This is a genomic window from Vibrio sp. nBUS_14 (genome assembly GCF_051201655.1).
Classification (GTDB): domain Bacteria; phylum Pseudomonadota; class Gammaproteobacteria; order Enterobacterales; family Vibrionaceae; genus Vibrio.
Genome location: NZ_CP179206.1, coordinates 3,089,151 through 3,107,358, shown reverse-complemented (window position 1 = coordinate 3,107,358; position 18,208 = coordinate 3,089,151). Strand labels below are relative to the sequence as shown.

The window sequence follows — 18,208 nt, the reverse complement described above, 5'->3', positions numbered from 1 at the left end:
CCTATGAAAACGGTTTTACTTGGTACATTTTCTCTTATCGCCATCGCTGGCTGTTCTTACAATGTACCTAGCTCAACCCCCTTCTTTTCTTCGCTACCTGAAGGTGTCACCTTATTAGAAGAAGTTAAGCCTTCTAAAGATAAAGTCGTGATTCCGTATGCGAAATATCAGCTTGAAAATGGCCTGACCGTTATTCTTTCTCCTGACAATTCCGATCCACTGGTGCATGTTGATGTTACTTATCACGTAGGTTCTGCACGTGAACAGATTGGTAAGTCAGGCTTTGCTCACTTCTTTGAGCACATGATGTTCCAAGGTTCTGAGAACGTTGGTGACCAACAGCATTTTAAGATCATTACCGAGGCTGGTGGCTCGTTAAACGGCACCACCAACCGTGACCGTACCAACTATTTTGAAACCGTTCCATCTAATCAACTTGAGAAAATGTTGTGGTTGGAATCAGACCGTATGGGCTTTTTGTTGGATGCGGTTTCTCAGAAGAAATTTGAAGTTCAAAGAGGCACGGTTAAGAACGAGCGAGCTCAAAGCTACGAAAATCGGCCTTATGGCTTAATGTGGGAACGAATGGGTGAAGCGCTTTACCCTGAAGGACACCCGTATTCGTGGCAACCAATCGGTTATGTTGAAGACTTAGACCGTGTAGATGTGAATGACCTCAAAGCCTTCTTCCTACGCTGGTATGGCCCAAATAATGCCGTGTTGACTATCGGTGGCGATATCGATGTTGATGACACGCTAGAGTGGGTTAACAAGTACTTTGGTCCAATCCTTCAAGGCCCTGAAGTTAAGGCTGCTGAGAAACAACCTGCCGTGCTGACTGAAGATAAGTACATCACCTTAAAGGATAATATTCGTCAGCCGATGGTACTGGTCGGTTGGCCAACGACGTATCGTGGTGAAGAAACACAAGCTTCGTTAAATGCACTGTCTAATGTTTTAGGTTCTGGTACAAACAGTTACCTATATCAAAATTTGGTTAAGACGCAAAAAGCGGTGAGTGCCGGTTCATTCCATGACTGTGCTGAATTGGCTTGTACCATGTATGTTTATGCGATGGGCGACTCTGGTAAAAAAGGTGATTTGACGGTTCTGAACAAAGAGTTGATGGATACCTTAGAACAGTTCTCGAAAGAGGGTGTTGAACAAGAACGTTTAGACCAAATTACCGGTATGGCTGAAGCGGATGCGGTTTTCGCTCTGCAAAGTGTCAAAGGGAAAGTTTCACAACTGGCTTCGAATCAAACCTTCTATGGTCAACCGGATCGTATTGAATCACAACTCGATCAAATCCGAGCGGTAACACCAGAAAGCGTCAGCAAGGCATACCAAGATTTCATCGAGGGCAAGCATAAGGTTACCTTGAGTGTCGTTCCCAAGAAGCAGCTCGATCTCGCGGTTCGTGAAGCCACATTCACCACTCCAGCTCGCACGTTACCTGAATATAGCAAGGTGACTGAAGATCAGCTGAACTTCAGAAAAGTATCGAACACATTTGATCGCAGCGTGATGCCAGAAGTGAACTTTGGCGTTGAAGCGACCATGCCTGAGCTATATCACATGCACTTTGCGAACGGCACTGACTTGATTGGTACCGTGACCAGTGAAACGCCGACAGTGCAGCTACAAATTCAACTGCCTGCAGGCGAACGCTATGTTCGCAAAGGGCAAGAGGGCTTAGCGAACTTAACGGCTTCTATGATGGAAGAAGGTTCGACGAAACGAACGGTTGAAGAGTTACAGGCGACCTTAGATAAGCTAGGTAGCAGTGTCAGCATTAGCGCTGGAAGTTATACCACGGATATCTCTGTTTCAACGCTAGAGAAAAATCTGCCTCAAACCTTAGCAATTGTACAAGAGGTTCTATTTGAGCCTAAGTTTGATGAGCAAGATTTCGAGCGTGTTAAGAAACAGATGCTAGAAGGCGTTGTGTATCAGCACCAGCAGCCAAGCTGGATGGCTTCTCAAGCAACCCGTGAAGTGCTGTTTGGCGACAGTATTTTTGCTCGTGCAAGTGATGGCACTAAGGACTCTCTAGAATCATTAACTCTAGACGATGTAAAACTGTTTTACAGTCAGCACTATACTCCGGAGGGAGCTAATATTGTTATTGTAGGGGATATCTCGAAGAAAGAGGTCGGGAAGCAGCTACAATTCTTTGAACAATGGCAAGGCGATGCGGCACCACTAACGCGTCCGCAGATCGTCAAAGAGCTTTCTGGTCAGCACTTGTACTTGGTCGATAAACCGGGTGCGCCGCAAAGCATTGTTCGCCTGGTTCGTAAAGGGTTACCGTTTGACGCTACCGGTGAGTTGTATTTGAGCCAGCTGGCTAACTTTAATTTAGCCGGTAACTTCAATAGCCGTATCAACCAGAATCTACGTGAGGACAAAGCCTACACTTACGGTGCGAGCGGTTACTTCGCCAGTACGCGTGAAACTGGTGCGGTAGTATTCAGTGCTCAAGTGAGAGCCAATGCGACTGTTCCATCGATTCAAGAGTTTATCTCTGAGCTAAATGAATTCAGTCAGAGTGGACTAACTGACGAAGAGGTGAAATTTATGCGTCTTGCCGTCGGTCAACAAGATGCACTTAAATACGAAACACCAACTCAAAAGGCTGGGTTGTTGAGTAATATTGTTGCGCTGAACCTTGACGAAGATTACCTGCAACAACGTAATCAGATAGTTGAAACAGTCTCAAAAGAGACATTAAACGAGCTATCTAAGAAATGGTTTGACCCGAATGATTATCAAATAATTGTTGTTGGCGACGCGGCTTCGCTTCGTCCTCAACTAGAAAAGTTAGATATTCCAATAGAAGAGCTTGAAATCATTCGTTAGAGTACACATTAAAGGGGGAGGGAAAAGACTCTATTTTTCTCCTCCGACCTAATTTATGATAGTTCTAATCAGAACGATATAAGATAAGTGAACTGAATTTTGACTGATTTTGCTGCGCGACTAAAGCAAGTTGCAACCAACCCTAAGACCTTCTCTCAATTTGGTCGTGGAGTTGAAAGGGAAACGTTACGCTACACGGAAGATGGGCATCTTGCGACTGGGCCGCACCCAAAGGCTTTGGGGTCTGCGTTGATGAACGGATGGGTAACGACCGACTTTTCTGAGTCGTTACTGGAGTTTATTACGCCTGTTTCTAACGACGTTACGACGCTTTTGAATCAGTTGTCTGATATCCACCATTTCACACAAACCAAATTAGATAGCGAAAAGATGTGGCCGCTTTCTATGCCTTGTTATGTGGGCAGTGAAGATTACATTCAGCTAGCGCAATACGGCATCTCTAACAATGGCAAGATGAAGACTCTGTATCGTGAAGGCCTAAAGCGTCGCTACGGTAGCCTGATGCAGATCATTTCAGGTGTTCACTTCAACTTCTCTTTCCCTGATAGTTTTTGGGATAGCCTGTTTGGAGAGCAAACCGAAGAAGCGCGTTGTGAGTCTAAATCCGACTCTTACTTTGGTTTGATTCGTAATTACTACCGTTTTGGTTGGTTAATTCCTTATTTCTTCGGCGCTTCACCTGCGCTATGTCCTTCTTTCATCAAAGGCAGGGAGACAAAGCTACCTTTTGAAAAGATTGGCGAGACGCTGTATCTACCAAAAGCAACGGCACTACGTCTTAGCGATCTTGGCTACACTAACAGTGCTCAAAGTGTATTGAAAATTGGCTTTAATAACCTAGATCAGTACCTAGAGGGGTTGAACCAAGCGATTCGCACACCATCAGAAGAGTTTGCCGAAATCGGTACTAAAGTTGATGGTGAATACCGTCAGTTGAATAGCAATGTTCTTCAAATCGAGAATGAACTTTATGCACCGATTCGTCCTAAGCGTGTTGCTAAAAGTGGTGAAAAGCCATCAGAAGCACTAGCTCGTGCTGGTGTCGAGTACATCGAGGTTCGCTCTTTAGACGTAAACCCATTCAGCTCAATTGGTATCAATGAGCAACAAGTTCGTTTCTTAGATTTATTCTTAACTTGGAGCGTGTTAACCGACTCTGCTGAGATGGATAACTGCGAACTTGAATGCTGGCGCGATAACTGGAACAAGGTGATCTTAGAAGGTCGTCAGGTTGGTTTAGAGCTCAAGATTGGTTGTGATGGCGAGAGACTGTCTCTGCAAGAGTGGGCTAAACGCGTATTCAAAGATCTTCGTGTTATCGCTGAGTTGATGGATGCTGAGCAAGGTGGTCGTGTATACCAAGAAACGTGCGAAACGCTTGAAGCTTGGATAGATAATCCAGAATTAACCATTTCTGGTCAGCTACTTGAAGAGACCAAAAGATTAGGTGGTTTGGGTAAAGTCGGTTGTGCGCTAGGAAAAACCTACGCTCAACAACACAAAGCACAACAATACAAAGTGTATTCAGCTGAGCTGATGGAAGCAGAGGTTCAACGCTCTGTGATTGCTCAGCAACAAACTGAAGAAGCCAGTACGCAAGATTTTGACAGCTTCTTAACGGATTATTTTTCGTATTTAAAAGCATAGCGAGACTTTGGTGGAAAGGAAGCAAGCCTTATTCGGCCTGTCCACTCGTGTAAGTGGAAAGTGGCTGCCCGTAGTGACTGTTGGTGTTGTCTCTAGCCTTTTGGTTGGTTGTGCAACGCCACCGCCTAAAGAACAAAGTAACATCTGCAGTATTTTTAGAGAGCACCCTTCGTGGTACGAAGATGCGCTAGATATGCAAGAAGAGTGGGGAACGCCCATCAACGTAGCGATGGCTTTTGTTAAACAAGAGAGTAGCTACCGTCATGATGCGCGGCCGTCTAAAGATTACCTTTTGGGTTTTATTCCGTGGGGCCGTGTGAGCAGTGCTTACGGTTATGCACAAGCTCAAGACCCTGCTTGGGAAGACTTCCAAAAGGCGACGAATAACGGTGGCTCAAGAACCAACTTTGATGATGCATTGATGTTCATCGGTTGGTACACCAGCGAGACACGTCGTCAGCTTGGTATCTCATTATGGGATCCGTATAACCAATACCTGGCTTATCATGAAGGTCGTGGTGGTTATAAGCGTAAATCGTATAACAGCAAGCCATCTTTGATTAAGGTGGCGCGCAAAGTCGAACAGCAAGCAAAAGATTATGGATGGCAGCTTAAACAGTGTCGTAAAGAACTAGAAGACAATAGAAGTTGGTTTTTCTAAAGCCAACCGTCATGGAGAATAGCAATGCCTTTATTAGATAGTTTTACTGTTGATCATACGCGCATGAACGCACCTGCGGTTCGTGTAGCTAAAACAATGCAAACCCCAAAAGGGGATACCATTACGGTATTTGACCTGCGTTTTACGGCACCAAATAAAGATATCCTATCTGAAAAAGGTATCCATACTCTAGAGCACCTATACGCTGGATTCATGCGTAATCAATTGAACGGTTCAGATGTAGAGATCATCGATATTTCACCGATGGGTTGCCGTACTGGTTTCTACATGAGCTTGATTGGTACGCCTTCAGAGCAGCAAGTGGCAGACGGTTGGTTGGCTGCAATGCAAGATGTACTGAAAGTTGAGAATCAAAATAAGATCCCTGAGTTGAACGAATACCAATGTGGTACTGCGGCAATGCACTCTTTGGATGAAGCGAAAGATATCGCCAACGCGATCATCGCTGCAGGGATCTCTGTAAACAAAAATGATGAATTGGCACTGCCAGAGTCGATGCTTCAAGAGCTTAAAATCGACTAATCACTGATAGTCCACCTTGAATGCGCTTTACTCTAGATATATTTCACTTTAGAGACAGAGTGAGTTAGATACTAAAAGGCCCGGTTCAATGAACCGGGCCTTTTGTTTTTTGTCTGAGTCGCTATTACCCGTTAGCTACCTGCGGAAACACGCGTACTAGCTTGATACGGTTCTCTTCGAGTTCAACGATTTCCATCGGATGACTGGCAACCTGAACACTGAGGTGACTTTCTGGGATATCTTCTAGATGTTCTAATATCAGGCCATTGAGTGTTCTTGGACCGTCTGTAGGCAATGTCCACTGCAAGCCCTTGTTGATATCTCGGATATTGGCGCTGCCTTCAATTAAGAAGCTACCATCACTCTGTGGAGTGATCTCTTCAGATAAGCTCGGTGCGATAGAGGTCGTAAATTCGCCCACGATCTCTTCAAGAATATCTTCTAGCGTGACCAAGCCGTTGATATCGCCATACTCATCGACGATCAAGCCAATACGCTGTTTGTTGCGTTGGAATTTAAGCAGTTGAATGTTGAGTGGCGTCGCTTCAGGAATAAAGTAGATTTCATCTGCGGCACGCAACAATGTCTCTTTATTGAATTCATTCTTTTCAAGCATCAAGCGATAAGCTTCACGCAGCCTCAGCATACCAACCACTTCATCTATCTGATCTCGATACAGAACTACACGACCATGAGGAGAGTGAGTAAGCTGACGGACGATAGACTTCCAATCATCGTTGATGTCGATGCCAGTGATCTCATTACGTGGCACCATGATGTCATTCACGGTGACGTGCTCTAAATCTAGAATAGAAACCAACATATCTTGGTGGCGTTGAGGTATCAAGGTTCCCGCTTCATTTACTACGGTTCTAAGTTCTTCTGAGCTCAAATGGTCGGTCGCATCATGGCTGGCTTTGACACCTAAGATACGAATGAAGCCGTTAGTAATAAAGTTAACCAAGATAACCAGTGGAGACAGCACCTTCATCAGTATCATTAATAGAATACTGCTGGCGTAAGACACTCGTTCTGGAAAAAGTGAGGCGATGGTTTTTGGGGTAACCTCAGCAAAGACGAGGATCACTAGGGTCAGGGCTCCGGTTGCGATTGCAACACCGATATCCCCATAGATACGCATACCAAGAATCGTAGCGATCGCAGATGCAAGAATGTTGACGAGATTGTTGCCGATGAGAATGAGGCCGATCAATCTGTCTGGACGACTCAGAAGTTTTTCTACGCGTTTGGCACCTTTATGGCCCGTATTGGCTAAGTGCTTTAAACGGTAGCGGTTCAGGGACATCATGCCCGTTTCAGAACCAGAGAAATAACCAGAAATTACGATGAGACACGCGAGTAGCGCAAATAAGATACCCGTTGATATGTCGTCCAAAACTATTCTTTTCCTATTTGTGTATCTTGATTAATTTATGACCGAACATGGTCGAGATGTCAATTGAATCTAACGGACTCAACATTTTAAAGGCAAGGTGTGTGAGACCTTGCCTTTATTTTACAGACTAATTCAGGATTATTTCCTGAACGAAGCGGCTACCGAAGTAGGCTAATGTGAGCATGCTGGCACCCGCAAGGGCGAACCAAGTAACTTTCTGTCCACGCCAACCTTTCTGATAATGACCCCAAAGAAGGATGGAGTAGATAACCCAAGCAATAAAAGACAACACGGCTTTGTGCGCCTTTCCTTGAGCAAACATATCTTGTACGAAGATAAGCCCGGTCAACAAGGTGCCTGTTAATAAACCATTACCGATAAGAATGATCTTGAAAAGTTGTCTTTCCACCATCATTAATGGAGGTAGGTTAGGGTTTATTACTAACGCTTTTTTCTTTTTAAGTTTGTGATCGAGCCACGCGAGTTGTAGGGCGTATAGCGCGCCGATAGTTAGTGTCGCGTATGAGAAGAGCGCCAAAGAGATGTGCACAAGCAGTTTTGGATCATTCTCTAAGTGTTTGATGAAGGTGCTAGGAAGAAAAGTGGCAGCCATTAGATTTAGAGCAGCGAAGCTATAAACAACAGGTAAGATGAACCACAAACGTGTTTTGAGCATAGCACCGCTCATGACCACAGATATGATCAAACTGATTAAAGAAGCAACGTTTAAGATACTGAGGTTTTGACCACTGGCATTAAAGATTAAATCGCCAAGCAACCAAGCATGGAAAGCTAAAGCAAGTAATGCGCTGATAAACACCGTTTTTACACGGATTCCTGTTTGGTGCACGAGACCTGGAATGATCGTGGAAATCGCCATTGTATAAAGAAAGGCTGCTGCAATCGCAATAAGACTGTCCATGGTATCCATTTAAATGATTACTAGTTGCCGAATTATACCTTGCATCGCTCTTTGGGGCTATGGTGAACCTCACTCAATTCCAAAGGAACAATGTCTCACATCACAAGCGTGGATGATTAACGCTCTACAACGGGTATGACTCTAATCCACGCTAATGTATACTCACAGTAATAGTCGCAGGATTGAGCGAAGAGAAAACTATGTTTGATAACTTAACGGATCGTCTATCCAAAACGCTGAAGAATATCAGCGGTAAAGGTCGCCTGACCGAAGACAATATTAAAGAGACGCTGCGTGAAGTACGTATGGCGCTACTTGAAGCCGACGTTGCACTGCCAGTTGTCCGTGATTTTGTTAAGCGCGTAAAAGAAGGCGCTGTTGGTGTTGAGGTATCTAAATCTCTAACACCTGGCCAAGAATTCATTAAGATCGTTCAAGCTGAACTTGAAGCTGTTATGGGGGAGTCTAACGAGGCTCTTGACCTAGCAGCACAACCGCCAGCAGTTATCTTAATGGCGGGTCTACAAGGTGCGGGTAAAACCACATCGGTAGGTAAGCTATCTAAGCTCCTGACTGAGCGTGACAAGAAGAAAGTTTTGGTTGTGTCTGCCGACGTTTATCGTCCAGCAGCGATCAAACAGCTTGAAACCTTAGCCAGCGATGTTGGTGTCGACTTCTTCCCATCCTCAGCTGACCAAAAGCCTCTTGATATTGCAAACGCCGCAATCGACCACGCGAAGAAGAAATTCTACGACGTACTAATTGTCGATACTGCCGGTCGTTTGGCTATCGATGAAGATATGATGGGGGAGATCAAAGAGCTTCATACTGCAATTAACCCAGTAGAGACACTGTTCGTTGTTGATGCAATGACAGGTCAAGATGCTGCGAATACTGCAAAAGCCTTTGGCGATACGCTACCACTTACTGGTGTTATCTTAACGAAAGTGGATGGTGATGCACGTGGTGGTGCTGCACTGTCTGTTCGTCATATCACAGGTAAACCGATTAAATTCTTGGGTGTTGGTGAAAAAACTGATGCACTAGAACCGTTCCACCCAGATCGTGTTGCTTCTCGTATCCTTGGTATGGGCGACGTACTGTCTCTTATTGAAGACCTACAGAAAAACGTTGATACCGAGAAAGCAGAGAAACTGGCTAAGAAGTTCAAAGAGAAGAAAGGCTTTGACCTTGAAGACTTCCGTGAACAGCTAGGACAAATGCAGAACATGGGCGGTATGATGGGCATGATGGATAAGCTTCCAGGCATGTCTCAGCTACCGGACAACGTAAAAGATAAAGTGGATGACAAGATGTTCAAGCAAATGGAAGCGATCATCAACTCTATGACAATGAAAGAGCGCCAGCGTCCTGACCTAATCAAAGGCTCGCGCAAGAAGCGTATTGCTGCAGGTTCTGGTACTCAAGTACAAGATGTAAACCGAATGCTGAAACAGTTCACTCAAATGCAGAAGATGATGAAGAAAATGCAGAAGGGTGGAATGAAAGGCATGATGCGCAACATGCAAGGCATGATGGGCGGCGGTGGAGGTATGGGCGGAATGGGTGGTGGTTTTAACCCGTTTGGCCGATAATCTACAAATGTAAGCTTTAGCTCCGTTACTTTTCATAGTGTTAGCCGTGTCACAGAAAGTGTACGGTGGCTATGTTGGTGAAAAATAGCTAAAGCCCTTGCATTGCCCCGGAATAAGAGTAAAATTTCGGGGCTTTAATTTGGCACGAGACCCCAAGCTATTTACTTATACTTGGGGTTAATTATTTTATTAAGAAAGCAAAGAGGACGACATGGTAACCATTCGTTTGGCACGTCACGGTGCAAAGAAGCGCCCATTTTATCAAATCGTAGTTGCGGATAGCCGTAACTCTGTAACTGGCCGTTTCATCGAGAAAGTAGGTTTCTTTAACCCTACTGCTCAAGGTCAAGAAGAAGGTCTACGTCTAGACCTAGATCGTGTTAACCACTGGGTTGGTCAAGGCGCATCTCTATCTGACCGCGTAGCTAAGCTAGTTAAAGACGCTCAAAAAGCGGCTTAATTCTTTTTTAAAAAGAGAAATAGCTTATGTCGATGAAGGGTAAAGAAACGATGAGCGAGCAAAACGAAAGAATTGTTATGGGTAAACTTGGGTCTACCTATGGTATTCGTGGCTGGCTTAAAGTGTTCTCCTACACAGACAATGCTGAAAGCATATTTGATTACAGTCCTTGGTATTTAAAGCTAAAGGGCGAGTGGGTTGAGTATAAAGTTGAAAGCTGGAAACGTCATGGTCAAGGCTATGTATGTAAGCTAGCGGGATTAGATGTACGTGAAGACGCGCAACTGATGACCAACTTTGAAATTGCTATTGACCCTGCTTCATTACCTGAATTATCAGAAGATGAATTCTACTGGCGCGAATTGTTCGGTATGCAAGTTTTTACCACTAAAGGTTACAATCTTGGTGAGGTCACTGACCTATTAGAAACTGGCTCGAACGATGTTCTAGTGATCAAAGCAAATCTTAAAGATGCTTTTGGCCAAAAGGAACGGTTAATCCCGTACCTTGAAGAGCAAGTGATCAAGAAAGTTGATCGCGAAGCTCGCCGGATCGAAGTTGACTGGGATCCTGGATTCTAACTCCAAATTACAGAGCGAGAGAACACATGTGGGTTGGCATTATTAGCCTTTTTCCTGAAATGTTCCGTTCTGTTACTGATTTTGGAGTAACAGGTCAAGCGGTTAAAAAAGGTCTTTTATCTATTGAGACATGGAATCCTCGTGATTTCACTCATGATAAACATCGCACTGTTGATGACAGACCTTACGGTGGTGGTCCTGGCATGTTAATGATGGTTCAGCCTTTGCGCGATGCTATCCAAACAGCCAAACAGGCAGCACCGGGAAAGACGAAGGTTATTTACCTTTCACCTCAAGGTCGCAAACTCGACCAACAAGGTGTTGAAGAGCTGGCAACAAACGAGAACTTGCTTCTTATTTGTGGTCGCTATGAAGGGGTAGATGAGCGCATCATTCAATCTGAAGTCGACGAAGAATGGTCGATTGGAGATTTTGTGATGACGGGTGGCGAGTTGCCAGCCATGACGTTGATTGATTCAGTCTCTCGGTTTGTTCCGGGTGTACTGGGAGATTTCGCATCAGCAGAAGAAGATTCTTTTGCAAATGGTTTGCTAGATTGCCCCCATTATACGCGCCCTGAGGTGCTAGACGATAAAGATGTACCTTCGGTACTCAAGTCTGGAAACCATAAGGACATTCGTCGCTGGCGATTGAAACAATCGTTGGGCCGAACTTGGCTAAGAAGACCAGAACTCCTGGAAAACCTAGCTCTGACTGACGAACAGGAACAATTACTGGCTGAATTCATTAAAGAGCAACGCTCTTAACGAAAAGCAAGCAGTAACCTATTAAATTTAGTATCAGTTTATTCTAGGAATTTATACAAATGAGCAACATCATCAAGGCTCTTGAAGAAGAGCAACTAAAATCAGACCTTCCTAAATTCGCACCAGGTGACACTGTTGTAGTTAAGGTTAAGGTAAAAGAAGGTGACCGTGAGCGTCTACAGGCTTTCGAAGGCGTTGTAATCGCTATTCGTAACCGTGGTCTTCACTCTGCATTCACAGTTCGTAAGATTTCGAACGGTGAAGGTGTAGAGCGTGCGTTCCAAACTCACTCTCCAATGGTTGATAGCATCGAAGTTAAACGCCGTGGTGCAGTACGTCGTGCCAAGTTGTACTACCTACGTGAGCGTTCTGGTAAGTCAGCTCGTATTAAAGAGAAGCTTACTAAGAAGTAATTCTTTTTGCATTCTATCGATAAAAGCGGAGCCATTTGGCTCCGCTTTTTTGTGCTGGCTTTTTTAGAGCTTCGCAGATAAGAGATTTCCAACTCGCTTGTACTTCGCTCTTGAGGATGACGAATAGATAACTGGAATTATGTAGTCGGGTGATGGATATTTATTGGAAGTAGGCTGAGTTTAAGGTGGCAGTGATGAATAGAACTTAATAACCCAAAGAACCGTCATTCCCTAGACTGACAGAGGAACGAACATGGAATCTCTACCAATACCCTGTTACCGGCAATAAAAAAGGATTGACGTAAACGTCAACCCTTCAAAATTTACTCGTTTAGTGTGGGTATTCCGACCAACCATCGCTATCTGACATGTCTGGTGCGCCAGCGATGCTGTTTTCTTCGTCTGCCCATTCTCCGAAATCAATCATCTGACATTGCTTGCTGCAAAACGGGCGATGTGGGCTTTGCTCGCCCCATTCAACGTCAGTATTACATTGAGGGCATTTTACGATGGTGATTTTTTTCGACATAGTGATTCTTAATTAGAGGGTATTGTAAGAAAGAGTTTAAGCTCGAGTGAGGACTCAAGCCAAACTATAAAAGGAAATTGATTAGGTGCAGATAGCCAATTCAAATTCGATATCTTGCGTACAGGCTTGGCCGGTTTCAAAACTCATGAACTTAACAGCAAAACGGTTTTTATGTCCCGAGATCATCGGGTAGGCACCGTATTGCATTGGAATAGAAAGGCGAAGGATATTTGCTTCATCAGCATCGCTCTGGAAGAAGCCTGCACGAGCGACTTGTTCTTTAAAGTGACCAGTCTCTCTGGTGAGCTTTAACCACAGTGTCAACGCTTCATACAGCGGTTGTAGGCTGTCCATCCATGCTTTGGCATCTCTCATTTTTTTATCGAGAGGCAGGTGTAGCCAATAATGCAGTGCGGGTAAATCAAAGCAGCACGAACCACCGGGTAAATTAAAGCGCTGACGAATCGCACTCAGGAAGCGGTCTTCTTTTAGGGATTGCCCAAAACGCTCGGCCTGCATCAGTTCGCGATAGATGTTGCCAATATCATTAAGTAACGACGTTAGCATCTCTTGATCGACACCTTCAACATCTAACCAACTCTTGTAGGTTACACGTTGTTTCTCAATGTCTTTCGCAAGTTCACTCTTAAGTTGGATCTGTTCGAATATTTCAATCAGATCAAAGATTGAACGGAAAAAGAGTTGATACTGTTGAGCATCAGAAAATGTAGAAGACAGGTGGAGCTGCCTTAAGAGTGATTCAACTCTTAAGTAGATTCTTGTTTTCTCATTTAGAGGATGTTCAAATTTATGGGTGATCATCAAGCAAACCTTCATTCAACATAGTTCTATTCTGACCCATCTACTGTACTGATTGCCAGGTACTTTTGATGTAAATCTGTGATTTGAGGCAAAAGTTCTTGGTTTTTAGTATGGTTTTTAATCACGTCATCTGCAACCGCTAAGCGCTGTTCTCTTGAAGCCTGTGATTTTAAAATTGCTGTAACCTGTTCCTTTGAAACATTGTCACGACTCATTGTGCGTTCTATTTGCACTTCTGTAGGCACATCAATGATTAAAACGCGATCGGCCATGCCTTGCATTTGGTTTTCAACCAATAGCGGTGCGACTAATAAAGCATAAGGAGATGTGACTTTAGACAGGTCACTGTCAATTTTGTCGCGGATCATTGGATGAAGAAGATCATTGAGCCATTGTTTTTCTGTGGGGTCAGTGAAGATCACTTCTCGAAGTTTAGCTCGGTTTAGTGTCCCATCTTTGACTAATATGCCTTCACCAAAATGAGTAGCGATCTGTTTTAGACCTTCGCTGCCCAACGCCACCACTTCGCGTGCCACGATATCAGCATCGACAATATCAATATTGAAATGCTGATTGAATAGGTTGGCTACCGTGGTTTTGCCACTAGCGATACCACCACTTAATCCGATAATGATTGCCATGATTAAATCCCTAACACAGAAGTGAAATACCAACCCATGATGTCATTACCCCACAATAGGCTTACCCAACCAGCAATCGCGAGGTAGGGACCAAATGGGAAGGCTTTATCTATGCCTTGTTGTTTCAAGCGAAGTTGAATTAAGCCGAAAATCAAACCGACCAGCGACGACAAAAGAATGATCATTGGTAGGTGCTGCCAGCCAAGCCATGCACCAAGCGCAGCCAGAAGCTTGAAGTCGCCGTAACCCATGCCTTCTTTGCTTGTTAGTAGCTTAAACAGCCAATAGACGGACCATAGGGCTAGGTAGCCAGCCATTGCACCAATCACGGAATCTTGAAGCGATACTGGGCTGACGTTAAACAGAGCTAAAGCGATACCAGACCAAACTAAAGGTAAGGTGATTTGATCAGGCAGCAGCATGGTATCGAGATCGATAAAGGTTGCGGTAATCAAGGCAAACGTGAAAAAGATCAGGGTGATGGCATAGTAACTGAAACCCAAATGACTAGCGACTACGGTACAAAGGATTGCGGTAAGCAGTTCGACCAAAGGGTAGCGAGCACTGATTGGGTTAGCGCAGCTATGGCATTTACCTTTTAAGAACAACCAGCTTAATACAGGAATATTGTCGATTACCCTTAATTGGGTTTTGCATTTTGGGCAGGTAGAACGAGGAATGCTGAGATTAAACTTTCCCTCTGGTGCTGGAATCTTATACTGAGAGAAATACTCCGAGCACTCTTGTTGCCATTCTCGCTCCATCATAATAGGTAAACGGTGTATGACGACGTTGAGAAAACTGCCGATAATAAGGCTAAAAATGAAAGCTAATACGGGGAATAGCCAAGGATAGTAGTGAAATACTTCCATAGTGTCCTTTTACCACTTGATCTATATGAGTAGAGATTGGCTACTCATGGGTGTTTGGTTGCTTTTGGCTATCCTAACACACTCATAAGATTAAAGATCGGTAAGTACATCGCGATAACAAGCCCACCAACAACCGTACCTAAAAAGACAATAATCAGCGGTTCGAGAATTTTACCTAGATTATCGACGGTGTTATCTACTTCAAACTCATAAATGGAAGCGACTTTATTGAGCATATCATCAAGGTTTCCGGACTCTTCACCTATCATCACCATCTGTAAAACCATTTCCGGGAAGGCGTTGGTATTGCGCATTGCAATGTACATCGGCATGCCTGCGGCAGTCTCACGGTGAACCTCGATGATTGCCGATTCATAGTGCAGATTCCCCGCTGTTTTAGCTGTGGTTTTTAGGCTAGTTAAGATGGGAATCCCAGAACCAAAACTGGTTGATAGCGTCCGGCTGAATTTTGCAATTGATGCCTTAGTGATGACAATACCCAAGATAGGGAAGCGTAAACCAAGACGACTGGTTGAAAGTCGAATCGAGTAAGATCGCTGACGCAGTTGCTGAATGGACAGGAATAATAAACTAACACCGATAGCAGTATAGAAACTGTAGGCCCGCATCCAATGGGAAAGGTAAAGCACTTGCTGAGTGAACCAAGGTAAGTCTGCTCCGAAACCAGAAAACATCGATTCAAATTCCGGGATGACTATGGTCAGCATTAAATAGGAAACGGTAAGGGCGACCGCAACAACCATTGCTGGGTAGATGAGAGCCTTTATAACCTTAGATTTTAGTTGCTCACTTTTTTCACGGTATGTCGCCAAACGTTCAAAGACTTGCGCTAGGTTTCCTGAGAGTTCTCCTGTCGCAACTAATTCGGTATACAGATCATCAAAGTGACGGCTTGCGGTGCGCATGGCTTTTGAAATCGGAGTGCCTGCTTCCACGCCTTTACAGATATGCGACAAGATAGACTTAATCTCAGCTTTACGATGGTTGTCTGAGACTAACTTGATGGCCTGCACGATAGGAACACCCGTTGCTAACATGGTCGCGAGTTGCCGAGTTAGTACTGTGATGTCTTTGGCCTTAACTCGGTGCGTTAAACGAGTCAGTGCTGAGATGCTTTTCTTTTTGATTTTCTTTATTTGGATATGCTGGTCTTTGAGCTTTTCTCGTACCTCTAATTCCGTCAATGCTAAGGTTTGCCCTGAGACTTTCTTTCCGGAGCTGTTCATTCCCTTCCAATGGTAGTTTTTTAGTTGTGATTTTTTGTTTTTACTACTCATTCTCGCTCCGTGAATTATAGGTACAGAACACGTTGTAGTTCTTGATAGCTGGTAGTGCCTTCCAGCAATTTATCTAGCCCTGATTCTTGTAATGTTCGCATGCCTTCTCGGCGCGCCAAGTTTTCAATGGCTAACGCGTTCGGTTTGTCGATCAGGCAGCTCTTCAGTTGGTCGCTAAACGGCATAACTTCATAGATACCCACTCGGCCGGAGTATCCCTGGTTACATTCATCACACCCTTTTGGATTGGCTTTGTAGATCGTTTGGCTGTTAGGGATGGAGTGGCGCAGAAATATGTCCGGAGAGTCGTCAGCAGCTTTACAGTGGTTGCACAATCGTCTTGCCAGTCGTTGGGCGATAATCAGGCTTAATGATGAAGCAAGATTAAAGGGTTCAATTCCCATGTGAGCGAGTCGAGTTACGGTTTCTGCGGCGGAGTTGGTGTGCAATGTCGAAAGGACGAGGTGTCCGGTTTGCGATGCTTTGATCGCGATCTCTGCGGTTTCTAAATCTCGGATCTCCCCAACCATGACCACGTCGGGATCTTGTCGTAAAAACGATCGCAATGCTTCGGCAAACCCAAAACCGATTTTGGTTGCGACTTGAACTTGATTGATCCCACATAGATTGATCTCTACCGGATCTTCGGCTGTTGAGATGTTGCGCTCAGAGGTGTTAAGCACTCGAAGGCCAGTGTAGAGAGAAACTGTTTTACCACTGCCGGTTGGGCCGGTCATTAGAATCATACCTTGTGGACGTTTCAATGCATTGAGATAGAGTGCTTTTTGATCCTCGCTGTAACCCAGTTTGTCGATATCGAGATTGGCCGCGCTGCTGTCTAGAAGGCGAAGAACGATCTTTTCTCCCCATAAGGTTGGCAGTGTAGATACGCGCATATCAATCGCGAGTTCGTCGTTCAAACGCAACTTGATACGACCATCTTGAGGTAAGCGACGCTCAGCTATATCCAGCTTGGCGAGGATCTTTAAACGAGCAGATAAACGGCGACTTAAATGGGAAGCGGGCTGCTGTATTTCAACAAGGATGCCATCACAACGCAGTCGTACTCGGAAGCGTTCTTCATAAGGTTCAAAGTGGATATCCGATGCTCCTTTACGCACCGCATCAACCAGTATCTGATTGATAAATCGGCTGACAGGGGAGTCGTCTTGGCTGAGATCTTCAATAGAAGTCATCTCATCGTCAGAGACTTCAACGAGATTGGCGAGTTCATCTTGGGTGATCTCTTTACGCTTGGAGTCTTGCCCAAAAATAGATCGTCCATACAGCTTTCGTATTGCGCCTTCTAATTCAGAGTAGTTAGCGACAACGAGTTCTATCTGCAATCCGGTCGCGAATCTGAAATCATCTTCTGCTTGTAAGTCGGTTGGATCAGCTGAGGCGAGAGTGAGAGTCGAACTAGAGACTGAAATCGGAATAGCGTGATATTTAGTGATCAGCTCGCGAAGCCCTAATTGGTCGCATAAGACTTCGTAGTCAGTACTGGCTAGTTGTACTAACGGTAAACCGAAAATAGTTTTGATGTTATTTGCTAAGGAATCGCCGGTGAAGAAATCAAGAACGAGCAAAGCTTCAGGCGTTGAAATTCCTGAAGCATGTATATGTTCCGCAACGGCTTGTTCTTGAGTCAGACTAAGTAGATTAGCCTGACGTAGAACCGTGGGGAGGTTGGTTAGCACTTATGAGCAACCTTTTGGAGCTGCTACATTTGTTGGTTGGCCTGTTAAGGCGCAAGCCCATCCTGTAGTAGTACTTCTTGAATAAGTAAAAATAGCTCCTGTCACCGCGCCATTATCATGTGTAAATACAACAGTGTTTGTACCAACCGAAAGGTTTCCTAGACTGTTAGCTCCAGCAGATATACCCAAAAGACTTGGGTTTGCACCTGATAATGACCCATTTTCTTGGATGTAAAGTTCAGCTGGAGTAATTATTGATTTTACACTGGCAAATCCAGAGGCTAGCTCGCTCTTTGACACATAATCCTTGTATGCAGGTACAGCAATCGCCGATAACACACCAATAATCGCCACCACAATCATCAATTCAATCAGCGTAAAGCCTTTCTGATTTGTTCTTCTCTTTTTGTTATCCATTGTTCTATTCCATTGTTTAGTTTGTTTCAGCGCAAGCACTGGTTGATTGAGAGAATAGAAG

At 44.5% G+C, this 18,208-nt stretch carries 18 protein-coding genes; 9 read left to right on the top strand and 9 right to left on the bottom strand.

The annotated features are described in order from the left end of the window. The first annotated feature begins 3 nt into the window (after positions 1–3). The 4 genes from ACMAZD_RS14515 to luxS all read left to right on the top strand — a co-directional run bounded on the left by ACMAZD_RS14515 (position 4) and on the right by luxS (position 5,734). Positions 4–2,862 (top strand): M16 family metallopeptidase, encoded by a 2,859-nt coding sequence (locus tag ACMAZD_RS14515; protein WP_435247742.1) that lies wholly within the window; start codon positions 4–6, stop codon positions 2,860–2,862. 99 nt (positions 2,863–2,961) lie between these two features. Next, positions 2,962–4,530 carry a glutamate--cysteine ligase gene (gshA, locus tag ACMAZD_RS14510; RefSeq protein WP_435247741.1) on the top strand — a complete coding sequence of 523 codons (1,569 nt, stop codon included), beginning with the start codon at positions 2,962–2,964 and terminating at the stop codon, positions 4,528–4,530. A gap of 10 nt (positions 4,531–4,540) precedes the next feature. Continuing rightward, positions 4,541–5,191 carry a hypothetical protein gene (locus ACMAZD_RS14505; RefSeq protein ID WP_435247740.1) on the top strand — a complete coding sequence of 217 codons (651 nt, stop codon included), beginning with the start codon at positions 4,541–4,543 and terminating at the stop codon, positions 5,189–5,191. Positions 5,192–5,215: 24 nt separating this feature from the next. After that, positions 5,216–5,734, top strand: a complete 519-nt coding sequence (gene luxS / locus ACMAZD_RS14500) for an S-ribosylhomocysteine lyase (protein WP_017079953.1) — start codon at positions 5,216–5,218, stop codon at positions 5,732–5,734. Between the two features lie 124 nt (positions 5,735–5,858). Here the strand turns inward: luxS and ACMAZD_RS14495 are convergent, their stop codons facing one another. Continuing rightward, positions 5,859–7,130 carry an HlyC/CorC family transporter gene (locus ACMAZD_RS14495; RefSeq protein WP_435247739.1) on the bottom strand — a complete coding sequence of 424 codons (1,272 nt, stop codon included), beginning with the start codon at positions 7,128–7,130 and terminating at the stop codon, positions 5,859–5,861. Between the two features lie 127 nt (positions 7,131–7,257). Beyond that, on the bottom strand, positions 7,258–8,052 hold the full coding sequence (locus tag ACMAZD_RS14490; protein WP_019825854.1) for a cytochrome C assembly family protein: 795 nt from the start codon (positions 8,050–8,052) through the stop codon (positions 7,258–7,260). Positions 8,053–8,252: 200 nt separating this feature from the next. On the opposite strand from ACMAZD_RS14490, the gene ffh reads away from it, so the two are divergent. The 5 genes from ffh (at position 8,253) to rplS (ending at position 11,868) form a co-directional block, all read left to right on the top strand. Beyond that, positions 8,253–9,647 carry a signal recognition particle protein gene (gene ffh, locus ACMAZD_RS14485; protein WP_435247738.1) on the top strand — a complete coding sequence of 465 codons (1,395 nt, stop codon included), beginning with the start codon at positions 8,253–8,255 and terminating at the stop codon, positions 9,645–9,647. A 211-nt stretch (positions 9,648–9,858) separates the two neighbouring features. After that, the gene (gene rpsP, locus ACMAZD_RS14480; protein ID WP_004735508.1) at positions 9,859–10,107 is read left to right on the top strand and encodes a 30S ribosomal protein S16; all 249 of its coding nucleotides are present in this window, start codon (positions 9,859–9,861) and stop codon (positions 10,105–10,107) included. Positions 10,108–10,133: 26 nt separating this feature from the next. Next, positions 10,134–10,688, top strand: coding sequence for a ribosome maturation factor RimM (gene rimM / locus ACMAZD_RS14475; protein ID WP_009847609.1), 555 nt, complete (start codon positions 10,134–10,136; stop codon positions 10,686–10,688). Between the two features lie 26 nt (positions 10,689–10,714). Further along, the gene (trmD, locus tag ACMAZD_RS14470; RefSeq protein WP_009847608.1) at positions 10,715–11,455 is read left to right on the top strand and encodes a tRNA (guanosine(37)-N1)-methyltransferase TrmD; all 741 of its coding nucleotides are present in this window, start codon (positions 10,715–10,717) and stop codon (positions 11,453–11,455) included. Between the two features lie 59 nt (positions 11,456–11,514). Beyond that, positions 11,515–11,868, top strand: coding sequence for a 50S ribosomal protein L19 (gene rplS / locus ACMAZD_RS14465; protein ID WP_009847607.1), 354 nt, complete (start codon positions 11,515–11,517; stop codon positions 11,866–11,868). 331 nt (positions 11,869–12,199) lie between these two features. Here rplS and yacG read toward each other — a convergent pair whose 3' ends face one another. The 7 genes from yacG to ACMAZD_RS14430 form a co-directional block, all read right to left on the bottom strand. Beyond that, complete coding sequence (gene yacG, locus ACMAZD_RS14460) at positions 12,200–12,397, bottom strand: DNA gyrase inhibitor YacG (protein ID WP_435247737.1); 198 nt, start codon at positions 12,395–12,397, stop codon at positions 12,200–12,202. A gap of 81 nt (positions 12,398–12,478) precedes the next feature. Beyond that, the gene (zapD, locus tag ACMAZD_RS14455) at positions 12,479–13,219 is read right to left on the bottom strand and encodes a cell division protein ZapD (RefSeq protein ID WP_435247736.1); all 741 of its coding nucleotides are present in this window, start codon (positions 13,217–13,219) and stop codon (positions 12,479–12,481) included. A gap of 26 nt (positions 13,220–13,245) precedes the next feature. Next, the gene (gene coaE, locus ACMAZD_RS14450) at positions 13,246–13,860 is read right to left on the bottom strand and encodes a dephospho-CoA kinase (RefSeq protein WP_435247735.1); all 615 of its coding nucleotides are present in this window, start codon (positions 13,858–13,860) and stop codon (positions 13,246–13,248) included. 2 nt (positions 13,861–13,862) lie between these two features. Next, the gene (locus ACMAZD_RS14445; RefSeq protein WP_435247734.1) at positions 13,863–14,732 is read right to left on the bottom strand and encodes a prepilin peptidase; all 870 of its coding nucleotides are present in this window, start codon (positions 14,730–14,732) and stop codon (positions 13,863–13,865) included. A 68-nt stretch (positions 14,733–14,800) separates the two neighbouring features. After that, entirely contained in the window at positions 14,801–16,030 is a 1,230-nt protein-coding gene (locus ACMAZD_RS14440; RefSeq protein ID WP_435247733.1) for a type II secretion system F family protein, read from the bottom strand. Between the two features lie 14 nt (positions 16,031–16,044). After that, on the bottom strand, positions 16,045–17,730 hold the full coding sequence (pilB, locus tag ACMAZD_RS14435) for a type IV-A pilus assembly ATPase PilB (protein WP_435247732.1): 1,686 nt from the start codon (positions 17,728–17,730) through the stop codon (positions 16,045–16,047). Beyond that, positions 17,731–18,147, bottom strand: a complete 417-nt coding sequence (locus tag ACMAZD_RS14430; protein WP_435249386.1) for a pilin — start codon at positions 18,145–18,147, stop codon at positions 17,731–17,733. Between the last annotated feature and the right edge of the window lie 61 nt (positions 18,148–18,208).

What these genes read in the sequence shown, in the direction of transcription:
- ACMAZD_RS14440 (WP_435247733.1), bottom strand. Translation starts at nt 16,030, where the DNA reads ATGAGTAGTAAAAACAAAAAATCACAACTAAAAAACTACCATTGGAAG.
- ffh (WP_435247738.1), top strand. Translation starts at nt 8,253, where the DNA reads ATGTTTGATAACTTAACGGATCGTCTATCCAAAACGCTGAAGAATATC.
- trmD (WP_009847608.1), top strand. Translation starts at nt 10,715, where the DNA reads ATGTGGGTTGGCATTATTAGCCTTTTTCCTGAAATGTTCCGTTCTGTT.
- ACMAZD_RS14430 (WP_435249386.1), bottom strand. Translation starts at nt 18,147, where the DNA reads ATGGATAACAAAAAGAGAAGAACAAATCAGAAAGGCTTTACGCTGATT.
- ACMAZD_RS14515 (WP_435247742.1), top strand. Translation starts at nt 4, where the DNA reads ATGAAAACGGTTTTACTTGGTACATTTTCTCTTATCGCCATCGCTGGC.
- coaE (WP_435247735.1), bottom strand. Translation starts at nt 13,860, where the DNA reads ATGGCAATCATTATCGGATTAAGTGGTGGTATCGCTAGTGGCAAAACC.
- zapD (WP_435247736.1), bottom strand. Translation starts at nt 13,219, where the DNA reads ATGATCACCCATAAATTTGAACATCCTCTAAATGAGAAAACAAGAATC.
- ACMAZD_RS14490 (WP_019825854.1), bottom strand. Translation starts at nt 8,052, where the DNA reads ATGGACAGTCTTATTGCGATTGCAGCAGCCTTTCTTTATACAATGGCG.
- ACMAZD_RS14445 (WP_435247734.1), bottom strand. Translation starts at nt 14,732, where the DNA reads ATGGAAGTATTTCACTACTATCCTTGGCTATTCCCCGTATTAGCTTTC.
- rpsP (WP_004735508.1), top strand. Translation starts at nt 9,859, where the DNA reads ATGGTAACCATTCGTTTGGCACGTCACGGTGCAAAGAAGCGCCCATTT.
- rplS (WP_009847607.1), top strand. Translation starts at nt 11,515, where the DNA reads ATGAGCAACATCATCAAGGCTCTTGAAGAAGAGCAACTAAAATCAGAC.
- rimM (WP_009847609.1), top strand. Translation starts at nt 10,134, where the DNA reads ATGTCGATGAAGGGTAAAGAAACGATGAGCGAGCAAAACGAAAGAATT.
- luxS (WP_017079953.1), top strand. Translation starts at nt 5,216, where the DNA reads ATGCCTTTATTAGATAGTTTTACTGTTGATCATACGCGCATGAACGCA.
- yacG (WP_435247737.1), bottom strand. Translation starts at nt 12,397, where the DNA reads ATGTCGAAAAAAATCACCATCGTAAAATGCCCTCAATGTAATACTGAC.